Below are 21,906 nucleotides of genomic sequence, written 5' to 3' on the forward strand. Positions count from 1 at the left end.
GTTGACAATTAGTTGTCAAATGGCATAAAATAACTTTTAACAAAGTATACAAATCTGAAGACGAGAAAGAGTAAAATAGTGAACTGTTCTCCAGAGAGCCGGTATATTGCTGAAAGCCGGTGGGCAGACGTTATTTGAAAATCATCTCCGAGGAGCCGAGGCTGAAAGTGAGTAAGCCCGGACGGATGTCTACCGTTACAAAGAACACGTATGATAGTACGTTGCTAAGCGCTATTAGTGAAAAAGCTAATAGAATTAGGGTGGTAACGCGGGTAAACCCGTCCCTACTTCATAGGGACGGGTTTTTTGTGTGCTTTTAAAACATTCAAAGGAGTGATTGTAGATGAAGAAAGTAGATGTAAAAGAGTCAGCTGTAGGGAGAGAAACACGTATTCGTAAGCAGTGGAACGAACAAAGCATTTTTGAACAATCAATTCAGAATCGAGAAGGCGCGCAATCGTTTGTGTTTTATGAAGGACCACCAACGGCGAACGGTTTACCACACGTCGGCCATGCACTTGGTCGGGCAATTAAAGATTTAGTAGCAAGATATAAAACGATGGCTGGTTATAAAGTAGTAAGAAAAGCAGGATGGGATACACATGGTTTACCTGTAGAACTAGGTGTTGAGAAGCAACTTGGTATTTCTGGTAAACATGAGATCGAAGAATATGGCATTGAACCATTTATTCAAAAGTGTAAAGAGAGTGTTTTCACATATGAAAAGCAGTGGCGTGAATTCACTGAAAGTATTGGTTATTGGGTAGATATGGATGATCCATATGTAACTTTAAAGAATCCATATATCGAAAGTGTATGGCATATTTTGGGAACAATCCATGAAAAAGGATTGTTATATAAAGGACATAGAGTTTCACCATACTGTCCAAGCTGCCAAACCTCATTGAGCTCACATGAGGTTGCACAAGGGTATAAAACAGTAAAAGATTTAAGTGCAACTGTGAAGTTTAAAGTGAAAGATAGTGAAAATGAGTATTTCTTAGGCTGGACAACAACGCCTTGGACACTTCCAGCAAACGTAGCGCTTGCTGTACATCCAAATATGGAATATGTTAAAGCAAAACAAGAAGGTCATGTATACATTGTTGCGAAAGAACGTGTACAAGAAGTATTAAAAGAAAACTATGAAGTATTATCTGTTCATAAAGGCGAAGAATTATTAAACACATCTTATACAGCGCCATTTCCGATGAAAGAAGTTACAAATGGTTACCGCGTTATCGCAGCAGAGTTTGTAACGGCAGATAGTGGTACAGGACTTGTTCATATTGCTCCAGCATATGGAGAGGACGATTATAGAGTTGTTCAAAGTGAAGGATTGTCATTCTTGCACGTTGTAGATGAAAAAGGTGAGTATACAGAAGCGGTACCATTTTTGAAAGGTAAATTTGTAAAAGATTGTGACGTTGACATTGTTCGTTATTTAGCGAAAGAAGGTTTACTATATCATAAAGAAAAATATGAACATAGCTATCCACATTGCTGGCGTTGTGATTCACCACTTCTTTATTATGCAGGAGAAAGTTGGTTAATCCGAACAACTGCAATTAAAGATACATTTTTACAAAATAATGATTCAGTTACTTGGTATCCGGATCATATGAAACATGGACGCTTTGGTAAGTTTTTAGAAAATATGGTGGACTGGAATATTAGCCGAAATAGATATTGGGGAACGCCATTAAACGTATGGGAATGTGAAAGTTGTGATCATCAGTTTGCGCCGAAAAGCATTGCCAAATTAAGAAAGCATAGTACGAAAGAAACACCGGAAGATTTAGAATTGCATAAGCCTTATGTAGATGAAGTTCAAGTCTGCTGCGAAAAATGCGGAGGCACAATGAATCGTACACCAGAAGTAATTGATGTTTGGTTTGATAGTGGTTCCATGCCATTTGCACAATATCATTACCCATTTGAAAATAAAGAGTTATTTGAAGAGCAGTTTCCAGCTGATGTTATTGCAGAGGGAATTGATCAAACACGCGGCTGGTTTTATAGTTTATTAGCAGTCTCAGCACTGTATACAGGAAAAGTACCGTATAAACGAGTGTTATCACTAGGGCATGTTTTAGATGAAGAAGGGCAGAAAATGTCTAAAAGTAAAGGGAATGCACTAGATCCAGTTGATTTAGTAGATAAGTTTGGTGCAGATGCGCTAAGATGGGCTTTACTTGTTGATAGTGCTCCGTGGAATGCGAAGCGTTTTTCTGAAAGAACCGTACTGGAAGCGAAATCTAAATTTGTAGATACATTAGTCAATGTGTATAGCTTCTACGTTTTATATGCAAATTTAGATGAGTATAACCCGAAAGAAACGTATGATGTAAAGCGTACGAAATTAGACGAATGGGTATTATCAAGATTGCATAGTACAACGAAAAAAGTGAGAACAGCACTTGATGATTATCAATTTACGAATGCAGCTCGTGAAATTGCAGCACTTGTAGATGAAGTGAGTAACTGGTATGTAAGACGCTCACGTAATCGTTTCTGGGAATCTGGTATGAACGCTGAAAAAGCTGCTGCGTATGAGACACTTCATGAAGTACTTGTAACAATTAGTAAATTAATTGCACCATTCACACCGTTTGTCGCGGAAGACATTCATCTTAATTTAGAAGGAAGTAGTGTTCATTTAGCTGATTATCCAGTTGTCAATGAATCACTACTTCAGCCGAAATTAGAAGCGGAAATGGATGCTGTTTTACAAGTTGTTGAACTTGGAAGAAGTAACCGTAATCAGCATTCTTTAAAAGTAAAACAGCCGCTAGCAGAACTTGTATTACTTGAGCATAACGAGAATGATATGGATTGGGAATCTTATCGTGATATCGTTATGGATGAGTTAAATGTAAAAGCGTTCCATGTTGAACTCGATGAAACAAAATACACATCATATCAATTGAAGCTTAATTTTAAAACAGCGGGGCCGAAGTTCGGTAAAAATGTGAATGCAGTGAATGGTTGGCTAAAACAATTATCACAAGAAGAAGTGCAAAACTTTGTATCAACAGGAAGAGCAGTTTACGAAGCAACACCAGGAGAAGAAGTAGTTGTAACTGCTGAAGATGTGTTAGTTGAGAAAGTTGCAAAATCAGGATTTTCTAATACGACTAACGGACAATACACAGTTATGTTAGATACGAATGTAACGGAAGAATTGTTACAAGAAGGAGTAGCGCGTGAATTCATTCGTGCGGTTCAAGAATATCGTAAACAGTTGAATTTACCAGTTAATTTACGAGTCGATGTTATTCTCGATACAGAAGTAGAGCTACAGCGAACGTTAACGAACCATAAAGATTTATTGGAAGAAAACTTACTCGTTAAACAATTTACATTTGGTCACTTAACGAACGAAGACGATGAACTTTCTTTAGGTGAGACAAAACTTAGAATTAAATTAAGTGCGGCTAATTAAAGAAAAAAGGAAGTTGGAATGATTCCAACTTCCTTTTTTGTATGATTAGAATTTATTTGACTATACATTCGATAGGATTACTAGCAATTTTCTTTTTTCATAGCGTACCGAAAACAATACTGTAGAAATATATTTCTACAGTATTGTTTTCACTTTACACATAAATATTGAGAAAATTTCACTTACCTCAAATGGAAAGGTAATAGAATTGTCCATAGAGAATTACTCCTAGATTCAATTTTTATCCCTCCATTTTGTGGAGAATGATTGCTGAGTGGTAACGGGATAAGGTTGAGCTACTTTATTAGGGGGAGTGGTTCTATGTTTAATAAAAAAATGGTGGCAATGGCAATGACTGTGCCGTTAGTAATGGGGACGATTTCTACGGTTTCGGCATTGGAAAAACAACAGCAAGTAAAGTTAGAAGCTTATTCGCCACAGAAAAAAGCAACTGAATATTTAAAAGAAAATGCTGCGCAGTATGGATTGAAGGCAGACCTTTCAGACTTGCAATATATTTCTACAACAGAAACGTCAGTAGCTTCATATGTTAGGTTCCAACAAGTTGTTAACGGTGCTCCTGTATTTTCAAAACAAATTACAGTTACTCTTAACGGAGAAGGAAAGGGAGTACTCGCTGTTTCTGATTATCAGCCTGTTACAGGTGTGAAGGAAGTAACGACAAAAATTAGTGAAAAAGATGCAATACAAAAATCAATGGCGTATGTTGGAGAAGCAAGTGAGCAAAACTTATGGGCTCCTACAGAGAAAGAATTCGGATATATTGTTGAAGAAGGAATGGCTCGTCCAGTATATAAAGTTGTAGTCCATTCTAATAATCCATTTGGTGCATGGGAAACATTTATTGATGCAGAAAATGGAAAGTTAATTAAAAAGGTTGATATAAACCGAAAAGCTGAAGGGTCAGGAAAAGTATTTTTACCTAACCCAGTAGTATCTAGCGGTAGTAAAGTAGGCTTAAAAGATAATAACGATGCAGATTCAACAGCTCTAACGAACCAACTGAAAACTGTTACGTTAAAAGGTTTAGATGGAACAGGATTTTTAATTGGAGAATATGTAACGATTTCTTCAAAAGCGAAAACAAAATCTACGAATTTACAATTTAACTATACACGTGCAAATGATAGCTTTGAAGATGTGATGTCGTATTATCATATCGATACATTACAGCGTTACATTCAAGGGTTAGGTTTTAAAAATATTAATAACCGTTCGATAAAAGTGAATGTTAATGGTACAACTGATGATAATTCATTCTATTCTCCATCAACAAAAGCTTTAACTTTCGGTACTGGCGGTGTTGATGATGCAGAAGATGCTGGTATTATCGCACATGAGTATGGGCATTCGATTCAAGATAACCAAGTTCCTGGCTTTGGTAGTTCAGCAGAAGGCGGAGCGATGGGAGAAGGATTTGGCGACTTCTTAGGTGCTACATATGAAGATGCAGTATCGACTACAGGATACGGAAAAGCATGTGTTGGAGAATGGGATGCGACAGCTTACTCTAGTTCAGATCCAACATGCTTACGCCGATTAGATACGAATAAAGTATATCCGAAAGATATAACGAATGAAGTGCATGATGATGGTGAAATTTGGGCACAAGGTCAATACGAAATGGCACAAGCTTTTGGCCGTGATGTAGCAACAAAAATCATTTTACAATCACACTGGTCATTAACACCAAACTCTAAATTCAGTGATGGAGCAAAAGCGATTAAGCAAGCAGATGCTCTTTTATATGGCGGACAACATGCTGCTGATATCGATCGTATTTGGGCAGCGAGAGGCATTAGTACGAATTAATATAAAAAGTCGTGGCATTATAAGCCACGACTTTTTAATTTGCTTACGAACTGGTACTAGTAAATAAAGCTATATCAATGATAGTGTGAATATATCCGTATCCCATTTACTTTTTAGCTTCTTTAAAAACAAAATGTTCTTTAAATTTTCTAGATTCAACTTTTTGACCATTTCGCATCAATCGGAATGGGTGTTCTTGCCATGTAATAATAACATCAACCTCATCCGCTTTTGTAGCAACAGGTAAATTAGCGTGTTCAAATCCAGTTTTTCCACTTGCTAAACGACTTTCCTTTAGGGAAAAGAGTTCATATTTCGTTTTCTTATTTGGTTCGTTGCGGAATACTTCGACGTTTACGTTATATACTTCACTATTCCCGATATTCTTTACTGAAAAATGATATGTTTGAAATTCATCTTTTTTAGCTTGAAGCATATTTTTGTTTGTTTTTTTCGGTTTATCAATATTCACTAGCCATTGACCAGAGTTTTGAGAGATTGGTAAAGATTTTGGTGAATAGGCGTATGTTTCGTTTACTACAATTAGGCAAAACAATAGGAGAAAGAAACTAATTGCTTTTTGCATATGCACACCTCACTTTAAATTTGTTTATTAATATGCGTGAAAAATACGGTTTTTATGTAAAAAATAGGAAAATATTAGATGTGTAATTTCGGATTTGATACATAAGAATATGTATTACAAAATTAACTTTTCCCGTTTTAGAAGCAGTTAGGAGTTAGAAAATCAGAATGTTTCAAAAAAATCTTGCATTTTATAAAGTTAGAAGTTAGAATACTCTGTAAATATAAAAAGTGATGATCAGGAAAAGTACATGGTGCAAAGGTCTACAGAGAGCAGCCGGTTGCTGAGAAGGTTGTGATACCGCATGATGGAAAGACACCTGTGAGTGTTGCTTTGAACGTGATTATTAGTAAAAGCAAACGGTACCTACCGTTATCAGGGCTAAGATGGTCAGTATGACAATTTGGGTGGTACCGCGGAAAAAAATCCGTCCCTATTTATAGGGGCGGATTTTTGTATTCTTTGAAAGGGGGGTGAGTGACCGTGGATGATGACGATGACAACAATAACGTAAATAAATATAAAATTACTGGAGGGAAAAATAATGAATTCAATAATGAAGCGTTCACTCACAAAAGAATGTACAAAGCAAAGTGGAAAGGTTGTATTACTTCAAGGATGGGTAAAAAAAATTCGGCATCTTGGAAATGTTAGTTTTTTATTATTACGGGACAGAACAGGAGTAATTCAATGTGTATTAGAGAATGGATTGGCTGGATATAAAGTTGATGTAGAAAGTGTTGTCCATGTAATCGGTGAAATAGTCGAGACGTCGAAAACAGAATTGGGTGTTGAAGTACTTGCTCATGAAGTGAAAGTAATAAACGGTGCAGAACCACTTCCATTTGAAATAAATAAAAAGAAGTTACAAGTGGGCTTAGATCAACTACTTAATGAGCGAGTAATATCATTAAGGCATGAGCGAACCGCAGCGATTTTTAAAGTGAAATCTACACTCGTTCAGAGCTTTAGTGAAATTCTTATAGAGAACGATTTCACACGGATCTTTACGCCGAAAATTGTTTCGCAAGGGGCAGAAGGAGGAGCAAATGTTTTTAAGCTTCCATACTTCCAAAAAGAAGCTTATTTAGCACAATCACCACAGTTCTATAAGCAAATGATGGTGGCAGGTGGGTTAGAACGAGTTTTTGAAATTGCACCTGTATATAGAGCGGAACATCATAATTCTTCCCGTCATTTGAATGAATATATATCGTTAGACGTAGAACTTGGTTTTATTCATGATTTTTATGAAGTGATGCAACTAGAAACGGATGTTTTACGATATATGTTTCAACAAGTAGCGAAAAAATGTGAAATAGAACTACAACTATTACAAATAGAAGTACCTGTTATTACTGAAATACCTAAAATTACATTGTTAGAAGCACAAGAAATTTTGAAAAGTAAGTATCGTAAAGAATCTCCTGTAGGGGATTTAGATACAGAAGGTGAAAAGTTACTAGGGAAATATGTAAAGGAAACATATAATAGTGAATTTGTTTTCATTACACATTATCCGAAAGAAGCGAGACCGATGTATACGATGCAAAATAAAGAGAATCCAGCTATTACTGATTCATTCGACTTATTATATAAAGGGTTAGAAATAACGTCAGGGGCACAGCGAATTCATAATTATGAAATGTTACTCGCTTCGTTTAAAGAAAAAGGATTACACCCAGAGAAATTTCAATCTTATTTAAATACATTCCGATACGGTTGTCCCCCGCATGGAGGTTTCGGAATTGGGTTAGAAAGGATTGTATATAAACTATTAGAATTAACAAATGTACGAGAGGCGAGTGCTTTTCCGAGAGATTGTACTCGTCTTATACCGTAAAAAGATGAAAATATAGACTCTTTCTTTTGCTAATAAGCTTAGTAAAAGTGAGTTATCAATATGAACCATTTCGACAAAAAATTAATATACCCCTTGACAGTTACAAATATAACCGATATACTTCATATTAATTTCAAAAGAAAATATATTCTAAATATTACAATGTGTTGAATAGGAGTAGTAAGGTCATGTATTTGTACAGAGAGCTATGGGTTGGTGCGACATAGTCAAATGACATCCTGAACTCGCCTAGGAGCAGTAAGGTGGAACGGAATCACATTCTTAGTAAATCTTAACGGTTAACCTTCGATATTAGGTTTGTAATCAAACGATTACTACTAAGGTGGATTCATAATGGAATCAATAAGGGTGGTACCGCGTTAAGTAAATGGCTTAGCGTCTCTTTATATAGAGATGCTAGGCCATTTTTTTATTATATGGAAAAAGAAGTGGAGGGTTTATTTGGATAGGTCTATAAAATTTATTTATCTATATAAAAAGATTTAATTAGGAGGAAAATGAGATGAAACAAACGGAGCAATGGACTTCGAAATTAGGTTTTATAATGGCTGCAGCAGGATCAGCAATTGGACTTGGCGCAATATGGAAGTTTCCTTATATCGCCGGGAAGAGCGGGGGAGGAGCATTCTTTTTAATCTTTATATTATTTACTATATTAATTGGATTACCACTACTTATAGCTGAATTTATGATTGGACGTAGTACGCAGAAACAAGCAGTTGGCGCATTTAAAAGTATTGCACCAAATACAGGGTGGCACTGGATTGGACGCCTTGGTGTTGGAACGTGTTTTATACTACTTTCATTTTATAGTGTTGTAGGTGGATGGGTGTTAATTTATTTATTCAGAGGAATTACTGGACAACTAATTGCACCGGGACAAAATTACGGAGCATTATTTACTGAAACAATTGGGAATCCCACTTGGGCTATTATGGGACATTTCGCTTTTATGTTCATTACGATATGGGTTGTATCAAAGGGTGTACAAAACGGAATTGAAAAAGCAAGTAAATATATGTTGCCAGCATTGTTCGTTTTATTTGTCGCTCTTATTATTCGTTCGTTAACACTTGATGATGCTATGAAAGGTGTGAAGTTTTTCTTACAACCAGATTTCTCAAAGATTACTTCGGAAAGTATTTTGTTCGCAATGGGGCAATCATTCTTTGCAATTAGTATCGGGATTTCAATTATGGTTACCTATAGTTCCTATTTAAATAAAAAAGAAAGTTTACCAAAATCAGCAATAACAATTGTTGGATTGAATTTATTTGTTTCTTTATTTGCAGGTCTTGCCATTTTTCCGGCCGTATTTTCATTAGGAATGGAGCCGACAGAAGGACCTGGATTACTATTTATCGTATTACCATCTGTATTTAGTCAAATCCCATTCGGTGGATTTTTCTTAACAGTATTCCTTGCACTATTTACATTTGCGACATTAACATCGGCATTTTCTCTACTAGAAACTGTTGTTTCAGCATTAGCAAATGGTGAACAAGAAAAGAGAACGAAATTATCATGGCTGATCGGTTTCGGCATTTTCTTAGTAGGTATACCATCAGCGTTATCATTTGGAGTATGGAGTGATATTACGATTTTCGGAAAGAATATTTTTGATGCAGTAGACTTCTTATCTAGTAATATATTAATGCCACTTGGAGCACTATTTATTAGTATTTTCGTTTCATTCAAAATGGAAAAGAAGATACTAGAAGCAGAGTTTTTTGTAGGTGGAAATTATGGAAAGAAAGTATTTACTTGTTGGGCATTTTTACTTCGATTTGTAGCACCGCTCGCAATCATTATCGTCTTCTTAAATGTAATAGGGATTATTTAACATTAAATGTTATAATATTCAGTGAAAAAAGAAGATGGTGATGTTTATGGCGAATTTGATAGAAACAGGAGAGTATATGAATATTAGAGGGAAAAAGCTATACGTTGAAACACATGGAAATCCTAAAAATAAGCCAGTCTTATACTTGCATGGTGGACCAGGAGAGAGTTGTTATGATTTTTCATTTCATCAAGCGGAACGTTTAAAAGATTCTCTATATGTAATTATGATAGATCAAAGAGGTGTTGGTCGTTCAGAAAAAATTACTGAAGACGAAGCTTTTGGATTAAATGATTTGATTGAAGACTGTGAGGAATTAAAAAAAGTATTACAAATTGAGAAGTGGTCTATAATTGGACATTCTTTCGGTGGATATGTAGCATTGCTTTATGCGTCGATATATCCAAGTTCAATAGAGAAAATAATATTTGAAGGACCAACTTTTGATTTTGCATTAACAAGTAGAGCTTTGTTGCAAAAGACAGGGCATTTATTAAAAAAGTATGGAAAAGAAGAAGTAGCAAAAGAGTGCTTTGCTTATTCATCTAGCGATGCTAGTTCAGAAGAGTTGTTAGAAGCTTATATAAGATTAAGCGCTGAATTAGAAGAAAAAAGAATGGAGATTTACAATAATAAGGAAGATAGGACAGATGAGAGTTTATACAGTGATGAAGAGTGGGAAATATTTTCAAATCGCTCCAAAATGCACTTTGATAGATTAAAATTAGAGGGAGCATGTCATACATCATTATTATCAAAAATAAAAGATGTACAAAATCTAATGTTATTAATAGTAGGAAAACATGATGTAGTAACGTGTGAAGAACAAATTAAAACATTTAATAAAGATGCCCGAAACGGCAAGTATATCGTATTTGAAGAGAGCGGTCATTCACCTCATTATGAGGAAGCAGATAGATTTGCAGAAACAGTCATACATTTTTTGAAATGAAGAAAAGGGTGCTTCTATAAATGAGAGGCACTCTTTCTAAATTTCTGGATATGTGATTGTGATGTTAGGCCACTTACTTTGCCAATTCTTTTTTATAACTCTGTTTTTGTACATATGTAATCGTTCTTTCGATTTAAGAAAATGAGCTGTTGGTCTCACTTGTAAGGAAAGGACATCTTCAATACCACATGGGGCTGTTAATATAACATTGTTTAGTTCATCAAGTGTAACTCCTAAAGCCGTTGCTGTTTCAGGGAATTTAGAAATAGCATTAACAGAAGAAGAATATGGTGGCATATTATTCACTACATGCATACGAGCTTGATTTTTTACAGACCAAGGAATAGTAGCATCAATATTCATTAATTTCGTTTCTAATGATTGTTCGTATATCTCATCTTGATGTAGACTATCATAATAAATCACATCAACATCAGGCATAGCCGTTTTAGCTTCATAGTCATGTAAAGTATCCCAAATTTTAGAACGAACAAAGCCGGCACAAACCCACCAATCAGGTAACTCTAGTGATTTTGCCATTTGTAATACATTCATCATCCATTCGTCGTTTTCTATTAAGCGAATTATATCTTTCTCTGTTTTGATCTTCATTGATAAATTCACCTTTCTAGTAAATTAATGCATAAGTTCAATAATCCATAAAATCCAGTAAGCACCTGGTACAAATAGTAGTTGTGCCAATAATGTGCCGAGAAGTCTAGAAATCATTAGCCAACCATACATTTTACTCATAGATTCAGCACCGCTTTCTGATTGTAAAGCACGTTCTGTTAAAAGAGCAATGCGTGGATCGAGTAATACAGTTAATAAAATAGTGGCGAAACCATTTACAAGGCCAGAAGCTGTACTTGCATTTGTTGCATAATCTGGATTTAAAAAAGAAGCGTAAAGGGCAGAAAGTACCCCAGCTGTATAAATAGCAGTAGCAAACATGTTAATAAGCATAATACGCTTTGGAATACCACCGATACGCAGTCTATGAATCATTTCTAACTTTGGAAAGCGGACATATTTTTTTGTGTACTTTAATTTTTGAATGTTATTCGTTTTCATCATTCGAATGAAAGAACCGTCTGTTTCAAAGTTTTGAATGACATATCCAAATAGTTTTGTCAAAGTTGGATACAGTATAATCGCAAGCAATGTACCGATAGAAGCAGATAATAGTACAAGACGTATAATATGCTCTAAATCAATAGAAGGATCTAGTTTTGCTTCGTCCACAATCCCGCCAAGTAAAAAGGCTTGTAGTAAGTTTGACGTTCTTGAAATGAGTAATACAATTCCTACGACGGATAATGCGACAGCAATCTTCTTTAAACGAACCCCCGCTAATCGAATACTATAAGAGCTTGTTTCAACTGCGTGGATTACAATTGTGAAAGCCATTATAAAAATTAACGTAATTGACATTTGTTTCACCAGTTTCTATTAAAATAATTGTAACTTTTTTACTTTATCATATCTATCGTATTTTGTAACTGAAAGTATGTGACATATGGAAATTGATTTTTCGAAAAAATAGATAATGATAGTATAATAGGGAGAAGTGGAAGAGATGTTAGCAGTTATTTATACAGCAAATTAAGTGGAGGAATGAAACATGTATAAAACATTTCTATTTGATTTAGATGGAACTTTAACGGATCCGAAAGAAGGGATTGTAAATTCGGTTTTGTATGCGTTAAAAAAAGTAGGAATTGAAGAAGTACATATAAGTGAGTTAGATTCATTTATAGGTCCTCCTATTCAGCAATCATTCGTAGAGAGATATAATATGAGTGAAGGAGAGGTTGAACGTGCAGTTTTTTACTTCCGTGAGTATTTAAAGCAGCGTGGATTGTTTGAAAATAATGTATACGAGGGGATTCTGAAGCTCTTGCAACAATTAAAAAGTTCAGGAAATCGCATATTCGTAGCTACTTCAAAGCCCACTGTATTTGCGAAACAAGTTATAGAGCATTTTCAATTAACGAATTATTTCGAAGATATCATTGGAAGTAATTTAGATGGTACGAGAATAAAAAAAGAAGAAATAATTGCTCATATTTTACAAACAAATGAAGAACTAAATAAAGAAGAAATGATAATGATTGGTGATAGAAAGCACGATATAATAGGTGCGAATCAGAATGGAATTGCTTCAATTGGTGTTTTATATGGCTATGGCTGTGAGAAAGAACTGACTGAAGTTAGTGCGACTTACATAGTGAAAGATGTTGAAGAACTGTATCATTTTTGTGTAAGAAAAATTTTAATAAATCAGTAAATATAGGTACTAACAATCCCTTTATAACGTATGATGAGGAATTCGTTTCTGTTTAAAGGGATTTTTCATATGTAATCGAATATTTATAATTAGACATTTTTAGCATGAAAAAATTGTATGAATAAGAGGAGGGATGTCAGAATTAAAAGATTAGTAGAAGTTTATCGATAAATTTTAGAATATTCTGTTTAATGGAGGGGTAAAATTGGAGTTAGTTATTATATTATTAGCACTAAGTTTACTTATGTTCGTAGCATATAGAGGCTTTTCTGTTATTTTATTCGCACCGATATTTGCATTATTTGCAGTATTTTTGACAGAACCTAGTTATGTATTACCTTTCTTTTCTAATATCTTTATGGAGAAAATGGTTGGATTTATAAAGTTATATTTTCCTGTGTTTTTATTAGGAGCAATATTTGGAAAAGTAGTGGAAATGTCAGGAATTGCAGATTCTATCGCAAAAACGATTATTGAGTTAGTTGGTGAAAAACGTACTATATTAGCGATTGTATTAATGGGGGCTATTTTAACGTATAGTGGTGTTAGTGTGTATGTAGTAGTGTTTGCTGTTTATCCGTTCGCAGCTAAGTTGTTTCGACAAGCTAATATTCCAAAGCGTTTAATCCCTGGAACGATTGTTCTTGGAGCAGTAACGTTTACAATGGATGCGCTACCTGGATCACCACAAATTCAAAATGTAATACCTACAACATTTTTTAAAACGAATATTTATGCTGCACCGATACTTGGCATTGTAGGAGCAATTTTTGTTCTTACATTAGGTTTACTATATTTAGAGAGTAGACGTAAGAAGGCAAAAGCGGCAGGTGAAGGATATTTTGGTTTTAATGATGGAAATACTGAAATGGCAGCATCTTTGCAATTAGAACAAAAAAATATGCCATTAATTAATAACATTGAAATTACAAGAGCACAACAACTTATTGCATTTATACCACTTATTTTAGTAGGTGTAATGAATAAAGTGTTTACTATTATGATACCAAAGTGGTATCCAAGCGGTTTTGATTTTTCTGCAATTGGTATGAAAGCATTTGGAAAAGTAGAATTAAGTGCAGTAGTAGGAATTTGGTCTGTAGAATTGGCACTTATTATAGGGATCTTAACAACGTTATTATTATATTGGAAGCGAGTAGTAACAGGTTTCCAAGCTGGATTGAATACAAGTATTGGTGGAGCGCTACTTGCAACGATGAATACAGGAGCTGAGTTTGGATTCGGTGGTGTCATTGCAGCACTTCCAGGCTTCGTAATTATGAGAGATGGCATCTCTGCTACTTTCACAAATCCGTTAGTGAATGGTGCAGTAACGACGAATATTTTAGCTGGAATTACAGGCTCTGCATCAGGAGGAATGGGAATAGTATTAAGTGCAATGGGAGATAAATTTATTGCAGCGGCCAATCAATTTGATATTCCATTAGAAGTTATGCACCGTATCGTATCAATGGCATCAGGAGGAATGGATACACTACCGCATAACGGGGCTATTATTACTATTCTTACAGTAACAGGATTAACACATAAACAGTCCTATAAAGATATATTTGCTATTACAGTTTTGAAAACGGTTGCTGTATTTTTAGTTATCGCGTTCTATACTTTAACAGGACTCTATTAAAAATTCGAATCGTAAAGATTCATCAAATCGATAATTTATATCATAAAATATTAAATAGGATAAGAAGGGGTGGAGTACTTGCAAGAAGTTTCTGAGTTTCGTATGCCAAAGTCGGTATTATATGGAAGGAATTCGCTTGAAAAACTTGGGGAACAATCAAAAAAGTTAGGGAAAAGAGCTTTTATAGTTACTGATACAATTATGGAGAAATTAGGATATCTTGAAAAGTGTATACAACAACTAAATAAGAAAAGTATTACTGTTAGTACATATAATAAAGTGGATGCTGAACCTACAAATATACACGTGTTAGAAGCCTTATCTCTTTGTAAAGAGGAAAAGTGTGATTTTATTATCGGTATTGGTGGTGGAAGTTGTATTGATGCTGCGAAAGCAGTAGCGGTTTTATATACAAATGGTGGAGAAGTTGAGGATTATGTCGAAAAGGATATTGAAATAGAAAACAATCCACTACCACTTATTGCAATTCCAACAACTTCTGGTACTGGATCGGAAGTTACAAGTGTAGCAGTAATTACGAATAAAAAAACAGATGTAAAAATGATGATGAAGCATCCTAGTTTTATACCGAAAGTAGCAATTATAGATCCAGTTTTGACAAGTTCGTTACCACCACAAATTACGGCAGCAACAGGAATAGATGCGTTATGTCATGCGATTGAAGCTTATATTTCTAAATTTTCACAGCCACTTACAGATGTACTTGCTCTTTCAGCTATTGAAAGTATTATGAAATATTTACGTATAGCATATGAAGATGGACGTAATATGGAGGCAAGAGAAGCGATGATGATTGCTTCCTTACAAGCTGGAATTGCATTTTCTAATGCATCAGTTACATTAGTTCATGGAATGTCAAGGCCAGTGGGAGCATTATTTCATGTACCGCATGGAATATCAAATGCCATACTATTACCTACAGTGTTAGAGTTTACAAAAACAAGTGCAGTGAAAAGGTTAGCAAAAATTGGACGTAGTTTAAATAAGGATTTGTATTCGAATTCTGATGAGGAAGTAGCAGACTACACGCTTGGGGAAATAAAAAAACTTTGCTTTGATCTTCGTATTCCAAATTTAAAAGAATATGGAATCGATGAAATTGAATTTGAAAATGCTATTTCTAAAATGGCATCAGATGCAATTGAAAGTGGTAGCCCAGCTAATAACCCACGTGTTCCATCATATGATGAAATCAAAGCGTTGTATCGAGAGTGTTTTAATTATAAGTATAAAGAATTTATAAAAACATCAGATTGTTAATTTCAGAATATTCTATAAAAATTTCCTTGGAAATGAAAGTACAATTACTCTTTATTATTTCCATATTAAATTCCGTAAAACAAGACTTTATATTTCAAACTTAAAGTCTTGTTTTATTATGTATAATATATACAATAAAACGTTGTTATTAGTTTTATAAAAAAGTTTAGGTAGGTGTTGTTTATATGAAAACGATAGGTCTTATAGGTGGTATGAGTTGGGAATCAACTTCTGAATATTATCGAATTATTAATGAAGAAATAAAAGAGAGATTAGGAGGGCTACATTCAGCAAAATGTTTGATTAATAGTGTGGATTTTGAAGAGATTGAACGATGTCAGTCTAGCGGAGATTGGGATGGTGCTGGAGAAATTCTAGGGAATGCGGCATATTCATTACAAAAGGGAGGAGCAGACTTTATAATCATTTGTACAAATACAATGCATAAGGTAGTTGGAAAAATAAAGGCGAAAATTGATATTCCAGTCTTACATATTGCTGATGCAACTGCAAAAGCAATTAAAAGAAAAGACATTCAAAAGGTTGGTCTGCTTGGAACTACATATACAATGGAGCAAGATTTCTATAAGTCACGTATAGAAGAAAATAATATAAAAGTAATAGTACCATCAGAAAAAAATAGAAAAGAAATAAATAAAGTAATATATACAGAATTATGTTTAGGAAAAATAGTATCTCAATCTAGAGAATATTATAAAAGAGTCATCGAAGAGTTAGTGCAAAAAGGAGCACAGGGAATCATATTAGGTTGTACAGAAATAGGGTTATTAATAAAGCAAGAAGACGTATCTGTCCCGATATTTGATACGACTCATATACATGCAATTGAAGCAGTCAAGGTAGCTCTAGATAGAATGTAATTATATTATGCAAACTAAATTCATATATCTGGAAAACATTCAGAAAATATTTTATAATGTAAGTGGTTACATTTAAGGGGGAATGCGCATGTTTTCAGTTCAACCAATCGCATTTGTACATAATGAAAGAAAGGAAATAAAAGATGATGAGTGGGGAGAAGTAAGATCCCGTATAACTTTAACTGAAATGTATGCAGAAGAAAGTATACAAGGGATTGAAGATTTTTCTCATATTGAAGTTGTTTTTTATTTTCATAAAGTAACTGACGAGCAAATTCAGTATTTTGCTAGACATCCTAGAAATAATAAGGATTATCCTGAAGTAGGTATTTTTGCACAGCGCGGGAAAAATCGCCCGAATCGCATAGGTGTAACAATTGTAAAGGTGATCAAAAGAGAAGGTAAATCAATTATTGTTGAGGGATTAGATGCTATTGATGGCACTCCTATATTGGATATAAAACCAATAATGAAAGAGTTTATGCCGAAAGAAGAAATACACCAGCCTAAATGGGCAACGGATATAATGAGACAGTATTGGAAGGGGAATGGAGTAAAATGAGAATATATGAGGCAACAATTGCAGATTTAGATGGACTAGCATCAGTTTTTAATAACTATCGCATGTTTTATAGGCAGGATTCTGATTTAGAAGGGGCAAAAGTATTTTTACGAAACCGAATTGAGAAAAAAGAGTCCGTTATTTTCGTAGCAGTTGAAGACGGCGAATATATTGGGTTCACACAACTATATCCATCATTTTCTTCCATTTCAATGAAAGAATTATGGATTTTAAATGATTTATTTGTACAAGCGGCGAAGCGTGGAGCCGGAACAGGTAAAAAATTATTAGAAGCTGCTAAAGAATACGCATTAGAAAATGGAGCAAAAGGTGTAAAATTACAAACAGAGATTGATAATTTATCAGCACAACGATTATATGCTGAAAATGGTTATTTGAGAGATAATCGTTATTTCCATTACGAATTAACGTTTTAAAAAATTAAGTTGAAAGAGGCATTTTCAAGAAAAAGAATTTCTTTGTAATGAGAAATACTTTTTTATTTTTTCCTAAATTAAAAAGTATGACAATAACGATAAAACGATATTTATTTATTGTTAAACGATAAATTATGTGGTAAAATTATGTTGTCATTAAATAAGTGAGTTATTGTAAATGAGCCTTAAATGAAGTTCAACAACGTTCTTAAAAGTAATTATTTTTCTTTCTGGAATTGCAGTGCTTGCCTTATGCATATTTTTAGTGCCGGAAATGGCGAATTTTGTAGCGAATTTGTATCCTAATATCGCTCCGATAAAATATCTTGTTTTTATTGTGATGTATGGAGCAGCTGTGCCTTTTTATGTTGCTCTTTATCAGGCTTTCAATCTTTTACAGTATATTGACGAGAACACAGCGTTCTCGGAATTATCTGTAAAGGCGTTAAAGAATATAAAGCGCTGTGCAGTTACAATCAGTGGTTTGTATGTATTGGGTATGCCACTTTTTCATTTTATAGCGAAAAAAATGGACCCTCCTATTGGGTTAGTGGGACTTATTATCGTTTTTGCTTCGCTCGTTATCGCTGTTTTTGCTGCTATTCTTCAACGCCTTCTACAAGAAGCAATTAACATAAAATCAGAAAATGATTTGACGGTCTGAGGTGGCGGATATGACAATTATTATTAATATTGACGTCATGTTAGCAAAACGAAAGATGAGTGTAACGGAACTTTCGGAGAAGGTTGGAATTACGATGGCGAATCTTTCTATTTTGAAAAATGGGAAAGCAAAAGCGGTTCGTTTTTCAACATTGGAAGCGATATGTAAAGCTTTGGAGTGTCAGCCAGGGGATATTTTGGAGTATAAAAACGATGAGAATACTCAATAAAAAAAGATAACAAATGTAAATAATAGAAGTCAATAAAGAAGGGATAGCCACTAAGCTATTCCTTCTTTATGTTAATTGCTGTTAGTAATAAAAAATATAATTTGAATTGCAATGTTTGCGTATCAAAAGGGAACTTGCTACCTTTTGAGGTAATCCGTTTTGTGGAAGAAAATTATTTGCCAAAAAGGATATTTTAACTATGATTTAAATTATTTTGAGTGCATCAAAATCTTCATTTGTATTATAGTTGATTTAAAACCCAGTTTGTTGCATCTTCAAAGTTATCTGCAATGTAGTTTGGTTCAATATGTGCCCATTTGTCTCGGTACGTATGCAAAGCATCATACCCAGCTCCTGTTCGGACTAGAATCGTAGTCGCATTTACTTTTTCTCCTGCAACAATATCAGTCCAGCGATCACCAACTACAGCACATTGTGTTAAATCAAGCCCATGTTTTTTTGCTGCTTTAAGCAGCATGCCTGTACTTGGTTTACGACATTCACAACCATCACCGTGTTTATGAGGACATACATAAATATCATCAAAACCGAAGCCTTCTAATTCTTGTACAAAATCGGCTACAGTTGCTATTCCATCTGCGATACCAGGTTGATTTGTGAAAGAGAAAATTTTTATATTTTTAGCTTTTAGTTTTTGCAAGGATGTTTTTGTGAATGGAAATAATGTAAAAGATCCCGGATAATGTATTGTAGTGTCACCACCAATTGTACCGTCACGATCAATGAAAATTGCTTTAATGTTTGTCATAGTTATAGTCCCTTCAATTATAAGTAGTTTAGAAATGTTTTACAAATCGGTAGCCATTTACTTCATAACCTAATTTTTTGTAAAAAGGATGAGCTTCTACTCTTTTTGTTCCACTAACTAGCCATGTGCCAATGCAATTATGTTTCTTTGCTAATTGCTCTGCATAATCCATCAACACTTGTCCAATGCCTTTCCGTCGTATGTTAGAATCGACGCTAATAATTGAAATCTCTCCATAATGTGTTACATCTTCTAAATTTTCACGTATACGAAATCCAAGTAATCCAAATATAGCTTCTTCTTCTTCGTAAACATATAAAAAATCAAACGGACTCATTTGTACGAATTGTAATCGATTGTTCATATCTTCATAGGAAATAGAGGAACCTTTTAATTCTTTCGTTAAAGAACAAAGTGCGTCTATATCATCTATCGTTGCTTCACGAATTTGAAAAGACATATTATCCACTCCAATAAAATGTAATCAAACATTTAATATTCTGTTAAAAAATGTTTTTTCCTGCTATGAAAATAAATATTTTATAATGATATATAGATAGTTATATGTTATTCTTTTCCTTGATTGTATTGGAAATGGAAAGAGGGGAAAGACATGTTAGAAGTAAATATCCGCTCAGCTGGATATGAAATAGGCGAAGAAACAATTCATGATATAGCTTTTTCTATCGAAAAAGGTGAACTAGTTGCTCTTATTGGAGCAAATGGTGCTGGGAAGAGTACGACGATAAAAACGATGCTCGGATTACTTGTAAATATGGACGGTGAAATATCATTCGGTGAAAAGAAAAATCCGTATGCATATGTGCCAGAACATCCAACATACTATGATTACTTGACGCTCTGGGAACATATTGAATTATTAATGGCTGCTCGTGGAAGTGAAATGGGAAACTGGGAAGAAAGAGCGGAACAATTATTACATACTTTTCGAATGGATAAGCATAAACATGAGTATTTATCAAAGTTTTCAAAAGGTATGAAACAAAAATCGATGCTAATATTGGCGTTTTTAACTGAGCCAGATTTTTATATTATTGATGAACCCTTTATCGGTTTAGATCCAGTAGCTACGAAAGAGTTTTTAACTTATTTATATAAAGAAAAAGAGCGTGGGGCAGGAATTTTACTTTGTACGCACGTATTGGATACGGCTGAAAAAATTTGTGAAAGATTTTTACTCATTTCACAAGGTACATTAGTCGCAGATGGACATTTAGAATCTATTCAAATGTTAGCGGAAATGCCTGGTAGCTCATTACTAGACTGCTTTGATATAATTGTAAGGCGTGAACAACATGATTAAACAACAATTTTATAAAAGATTACGCCATGAGCTCCGGCGGAAGTGGAAGTCTATACGTTCGGTAACAGATTGGACAGTCGCGTTATATATTATTATTCCAATACTTATATTTATGGGAATCTATTATAGGTCACTATGGATAAATGAATTATCAATGGAAGAGAAGATTTATTTCGGATTAGGATTACTAGCATTTTATCTAGTAACATATCCGAGAGGAGTTCGTTCATTTTTTGAGCAAGCGGATAGTTTATTTTTAATTTCGTATGCAACACATATGCGAAAATTAGTCCAGTATGGCATGATGTACACATTTATTCGAATAGCGATAACGAATATAATAGTGGTCGTTATTATGTTACCGGTGTTGATGAAAAGTATCGAGGTAACAGAGATACAAGTCCTATTATTTTGGGTATTCTTTACTATATTTCGATTTATGTTGTCGTTGTTAACGAGATTTATTCATGTACATGTGGGGAAACGATGGGTTTTATGGATTATAAAAAATGTAGTATTTTCTATGAGCGTGTCCTTTTTGGGAATTAGTTTATTTTTTATTTATAAAAATCCATTTTATTCAATTCTATTTATCGGTTTAGTAATTTTCTTAAGTAGTGTATTAGTAAAAGAGAAAATGAATTATAAAAAGTTCTTTTTTAAAGAAATCGAGAAAGAAAAGGAGGAAAGCATGCGCTGGACGAGCGGAATTATGCAAGTTGGTGGTCATGCGGCTAAACCGAGTAGTTCGAATAAAAAACCGTGGATGTTTCCGCGCTCTAAAAGACTATTAGGAAAAAAAGCTGATTCTCGTATTGTCGAATCTTTTTTGAAAGAATTTTTCCGTACAAGTACTGCACGAATATTTTATATTCAAATTGTATGTATCAGTACTGCAAGTATAATTATGACTCCAAGGTGGATTACAGCTATTGTTCTCGTATTTGCTGTAGTTGCAATTTCTCGCTATGCACGTGATTATTGGAATGAATTTACGAATAAGATGTTTCTTCGTTTATATTGTGATGAAGGGAAATTACTATTGTTAAGATGGAAGGCAGATCGTTATTTATTACTACCAGCAATACTCTTGTATGCAATAGTTATACTTGCCCAGTTTTATTTATTGCCAGCTGTGATTGGTGGCTTTGTTTTTATTTTATTAATTGTATGGATTGTATTTTTACCATAAAAAAAGAGCCATTGATGAAGTGACCCCTAAAAGTTAGACACGGTTATTTCATTAGGCAGCTTGATAAAAGTGAGTCCGGTATTGTACCGGGCTCATTTTTAATTTTGCC

At 34.2% G+C, this 21,906-nt stretch carries 20 protein-coding genes and 3 other annotated features; of the genes, 15 read left to right on the forward strand and 5 right to left on the reverse strand.

Annotated elements, in window-relative coordinates; all coding sequences use genetic code 11:
* Positions 1-48: 48 nt before the first annotated feature.
* Positions 49-289, forward strand: a binding site (T-box leader).
* Positions 290-343: 54 nt separating this feature from the next.
* Together ileS and ACLBXA_RS26045 are read left to right on the forward strand one after the other, a co-directional pair.
* Entirely contained in the window at positions 344-3,445 is a 3,102-nt protein-coding gene (gene ileS / locus ACLBXA_RS26040; protein ID WP_000754898.1) for an isoleucine--tRNA ligase, read from the forward strand.
* 321 nt (positions 3,446-3,766) lie between these two features.
* On the forward strand, positions 3,767-5,278 hold the full coding sequence (locus tag ACLBXA_RS26045) for a M36 family metallopeptidase (protein WP_000482263.1): 1,512 nt from the start codon (positions 3,767-3,769) through the stop codon (positions 5,276-5,278).
* A gap of 106 nt (positions 5,279-5,384) precedes the next feature.
* Here ACLBXA_RS26045 and ACLBXA_RS26050 read toward each other — a convergent pair whose 3' ends face one another.
* Positions 5,385-5,864 carry a hypothetical protein gene (locus tag ACLBXA_RS26050; RefSeq protein ID WP_001167923.1) on the reverse strand — a complete coding sequence of 160 codons (480 nt, stop codon included), beginning with the start codon at positions 5,862-5,864 and terminating at the stop codon, positions 5,385-5,387.
* Between the two features lie 224 nt (positions 5,865-6,088).
* Positions 6,089-6,302: a binding site (T-box leader), on the forward strand.
* Positions 6,303-6,408: 106 nt separating this feature from the next.
* On the opposite strand from ACLBXA_RS26050, the gene aspS reads away from it, so the two are divergent.
* The 3 genes from aspS (at position 6,409) to ACLBXA_RS26065 (ending at position 10,523) form a co-directional block, all read left to right on the forward strand.
* A complete protein-coding gene (gene aspS / locus ACLBXA_RS26055) occupies positions 6,409-7,707 on the forward strand; it encodes an aspartate--tRNA(Asn) ligase (RefSeq protein WP_001084712.1) in 1,299 nt (432 codons plus the stop codon).
* Positions 7,708-7,865: 158 nt separating this feature from the next.
* Positions 7,866-8,114, forward strand: a binding site (T-box leader).
* 116 nt (positions 8,115-8,230) lie between these two features.
* Positions 8,231-9,571 carry a sodium-dependent transporter gene (locus ACLBXA_RS26060; protein WP_000814513.1) on the forward strand — a complete coding sequence of 447 codons (1,341 nt, stop codon included), beginning with the start codon at positions 8,231-8,233 and terminating at the stop codon, positions 9,569-9,571.
* 46 nt (positions 9,572-9,617) lie between these two features.
* A complete protein-coding gene (locus ACLBXA_RS26065; RefSeq protein ID WP_001284944.1) occupies positions 9,618-10,523 on the forward strand; it encodes an alpha/beta fold hydrolase in 906 nt (301 codons plus the stop codon).
* Positions 10,524-10,559: 36 nt separating this feature from the next.
* Here ACLBXA_RS26065 and ACLBXA_RS26070 read toward each other — a convergent pair whose 3' ends face one another.
* Together ACLBXA_RS26070 and ACLBXA_RS26075 are read right to left on the reverse strand one after the other, a co-directional pair.
* A complete protein-coding gene (locus tag ACLBXA_RS26070) occupies positions 10,560-11,135 on the reverse strand; it encodes a nucleotidyltransferase family protein (RefSeq protein ID WP_000695364.1) in 576 nt (191 codons plus the stop codon).
* 24 nt (positions 11,136-11,159) lie between these two features.
* Positions 11,160-11,957 (reverse strand): lipid II flippase Amj family protein, encoded by a 798-nt coding sequence (locus ACLBXA_RS26075; RefSeq protein ID WP_000028912.1) that lies wholly within the window; start codon positions 11,955-11,957, stop codon positions 11,160-11,162.
* A gap of 190 nt (positions 11,958-12,147) precedes the next feature.
* On the opposite strand from ACLBXA_RS26075, the gene ACLBXA_RS26080 reads away from it, so the two are divergent.
* From ACLBXA_RS26080 to ACLBXA_RS26115, 8 genes are all read left to right on the forward strand, one after another.
* On the forward strand, positions 12,148-12,813 hold the full coding sequence (locus tag ACLBXA_RS26080; protein WP_000278487.1) for an HAD family hydrolase: 666 nt from the start codon (positions 12,148-12,150) through the stop codon (positions 12,811-12,813).
* 205 nt (positions 12,814-13,018) lie between these two features.
* Positions 13,019-14,458, forward strand: coding sequence for a GntP family permease (locus ACLBXA_RS26085; RefSeq protein ID WP_000424340.1), 1,440 nt, complete (start codon positions 13,019-13,021; stop codon positions 14,456-14,458).
* Between the two features lie 78 nt (positions 14,459-14,536).
* Complete coding sequence (locus ACLBXA_RS26090; RefSeq protein WP_001158664.1) at positions 14,537-15,739, forward strand: iron-containing alcohol dehydrogenase; 1,203 nt, start codon at positions 14,537-14,539, stop codon at positions 15,737-15,739.
* A 185-nt stretch (positions 15,740-15,924) separates the two neighbouring features.
* A complete protein-coding gene (locus ACLBXA_RS26095; protein WP_000848566.1) occupies positions 15,925-16,620 on the forward strand; it encodes an aspartate/glutamate racemase family protein in 696 nt (231 codons plus the stop codon).
* An 88-nt stretch (positions 16,621-16,708) separates the two neighbouring features.
* A complete protein-coding gene (locus tag ACLBXA_RS26100) occupies positions 16,709-17,182 on the forward strand; it encodes an SAM-dependent methyltransferase (protein WP_000493250.1) in 474 nt (157 codons plus the stop codon).
* The gene (locus tag ACLBXA_RS26105; protein WP_001223866.1) at positions 17,179-17,619 is read left to right on the forward strand and encodes a GNAT family N-acetyltransferase; all 441 of its coding nucleotides are present in this window, start codon (positions 17,179-17,181) and stop codon (positions 17,617-17,619) included. The genes ACLBXA_RS26100 and ACLBXA_RS26105 overlap by 4 nt, the downstream gene beginning before the upstream one ends.
* Before the next feature lie 274 nt (positions 17,620-17,893).
* A complete protein-coding gene (locus tag ACLBXA_RS26110; protein ID WP_001273418.1) occupies positions 17,894-18,283 on the forward strand; it encodes a DUF2975 domain-containing protein in 390 nt (129 codons plus the stop codon).
* Positions 18,284-18,293: 10 nt separating this feature from the next.
* Positions 18,294-18,512, forward strand: a complete 219-nt coding sequence (locus tag ACLBXA_RS26115; protein ID WP_000152534.1) for a helix-turn-helix domain-containing protein — start codon at positions 18,294-18,296, stop codon at positions 18,510-18,512.
* 241 nt (positions 18,513-18,753) lie between these two features.
* Here ACLBXA_RS26115 and ACLBXA_RS26120 read toward each other — a convergent pair whose 3' ends face one another.
* Entirely contained in the window at positions 18,754-19,281 is a 528-nt protein-coding gene (locus tag ACLBXA_RS26120) for an HAD-IIIA family hydrolase (RefSeq protein ID WP_000181784.1), read from the reverse strand.
* Positions 19,282-19,309: 28 nt separating this feature from the next.
* Positions 19,310-19,741 carry a GNAT family N-acetyltransferase gene (locus ACLBXA_RS26125; protein WP_447617588.1) on the reverse strand — a complete coding sequence of 144 codons (432 nt, stop codon included), beginning with the start codon at positions 19,739-19,741 and terminating at the stop codon, positions 19,310-19,312.
* 153 nt (positions 19,742-19,894) lie between these two features.
* Here ACLBXA_RS26125 and ACLBXA_RS26130 point away from each other — a divergent pair, with 153 nt between their 5' ends.
* Positions 19,895-20,605, forward strand: coding sequence for an ABC transporter ATP-binding protein (locus ACLBXA_RS26130; RefSeq protein ID WP_000895232.1), 711 nt, complete (start codon positions 19,895-19,897; stop codon positions 20,603-20,605).
* Entirely contained in the window at positions 20,598-21,797 is a 1,200-nt protein-coding gene (locus ACLBXA_RS26135) for an ABC transporter permease (protein ID WP_086412968.1), read from the forward strand. Before ACLBXA_RS26130 ends, ACLBXA_RS26135 begins: the two co-directional genes overlap by 8 nt.
* The last annotated feature ends 109 nt before the right edge of the window (positions 21,798-21,906 follow it).

The organism is Bacillus sp. D48C (genome assembly GCF_053345735.1).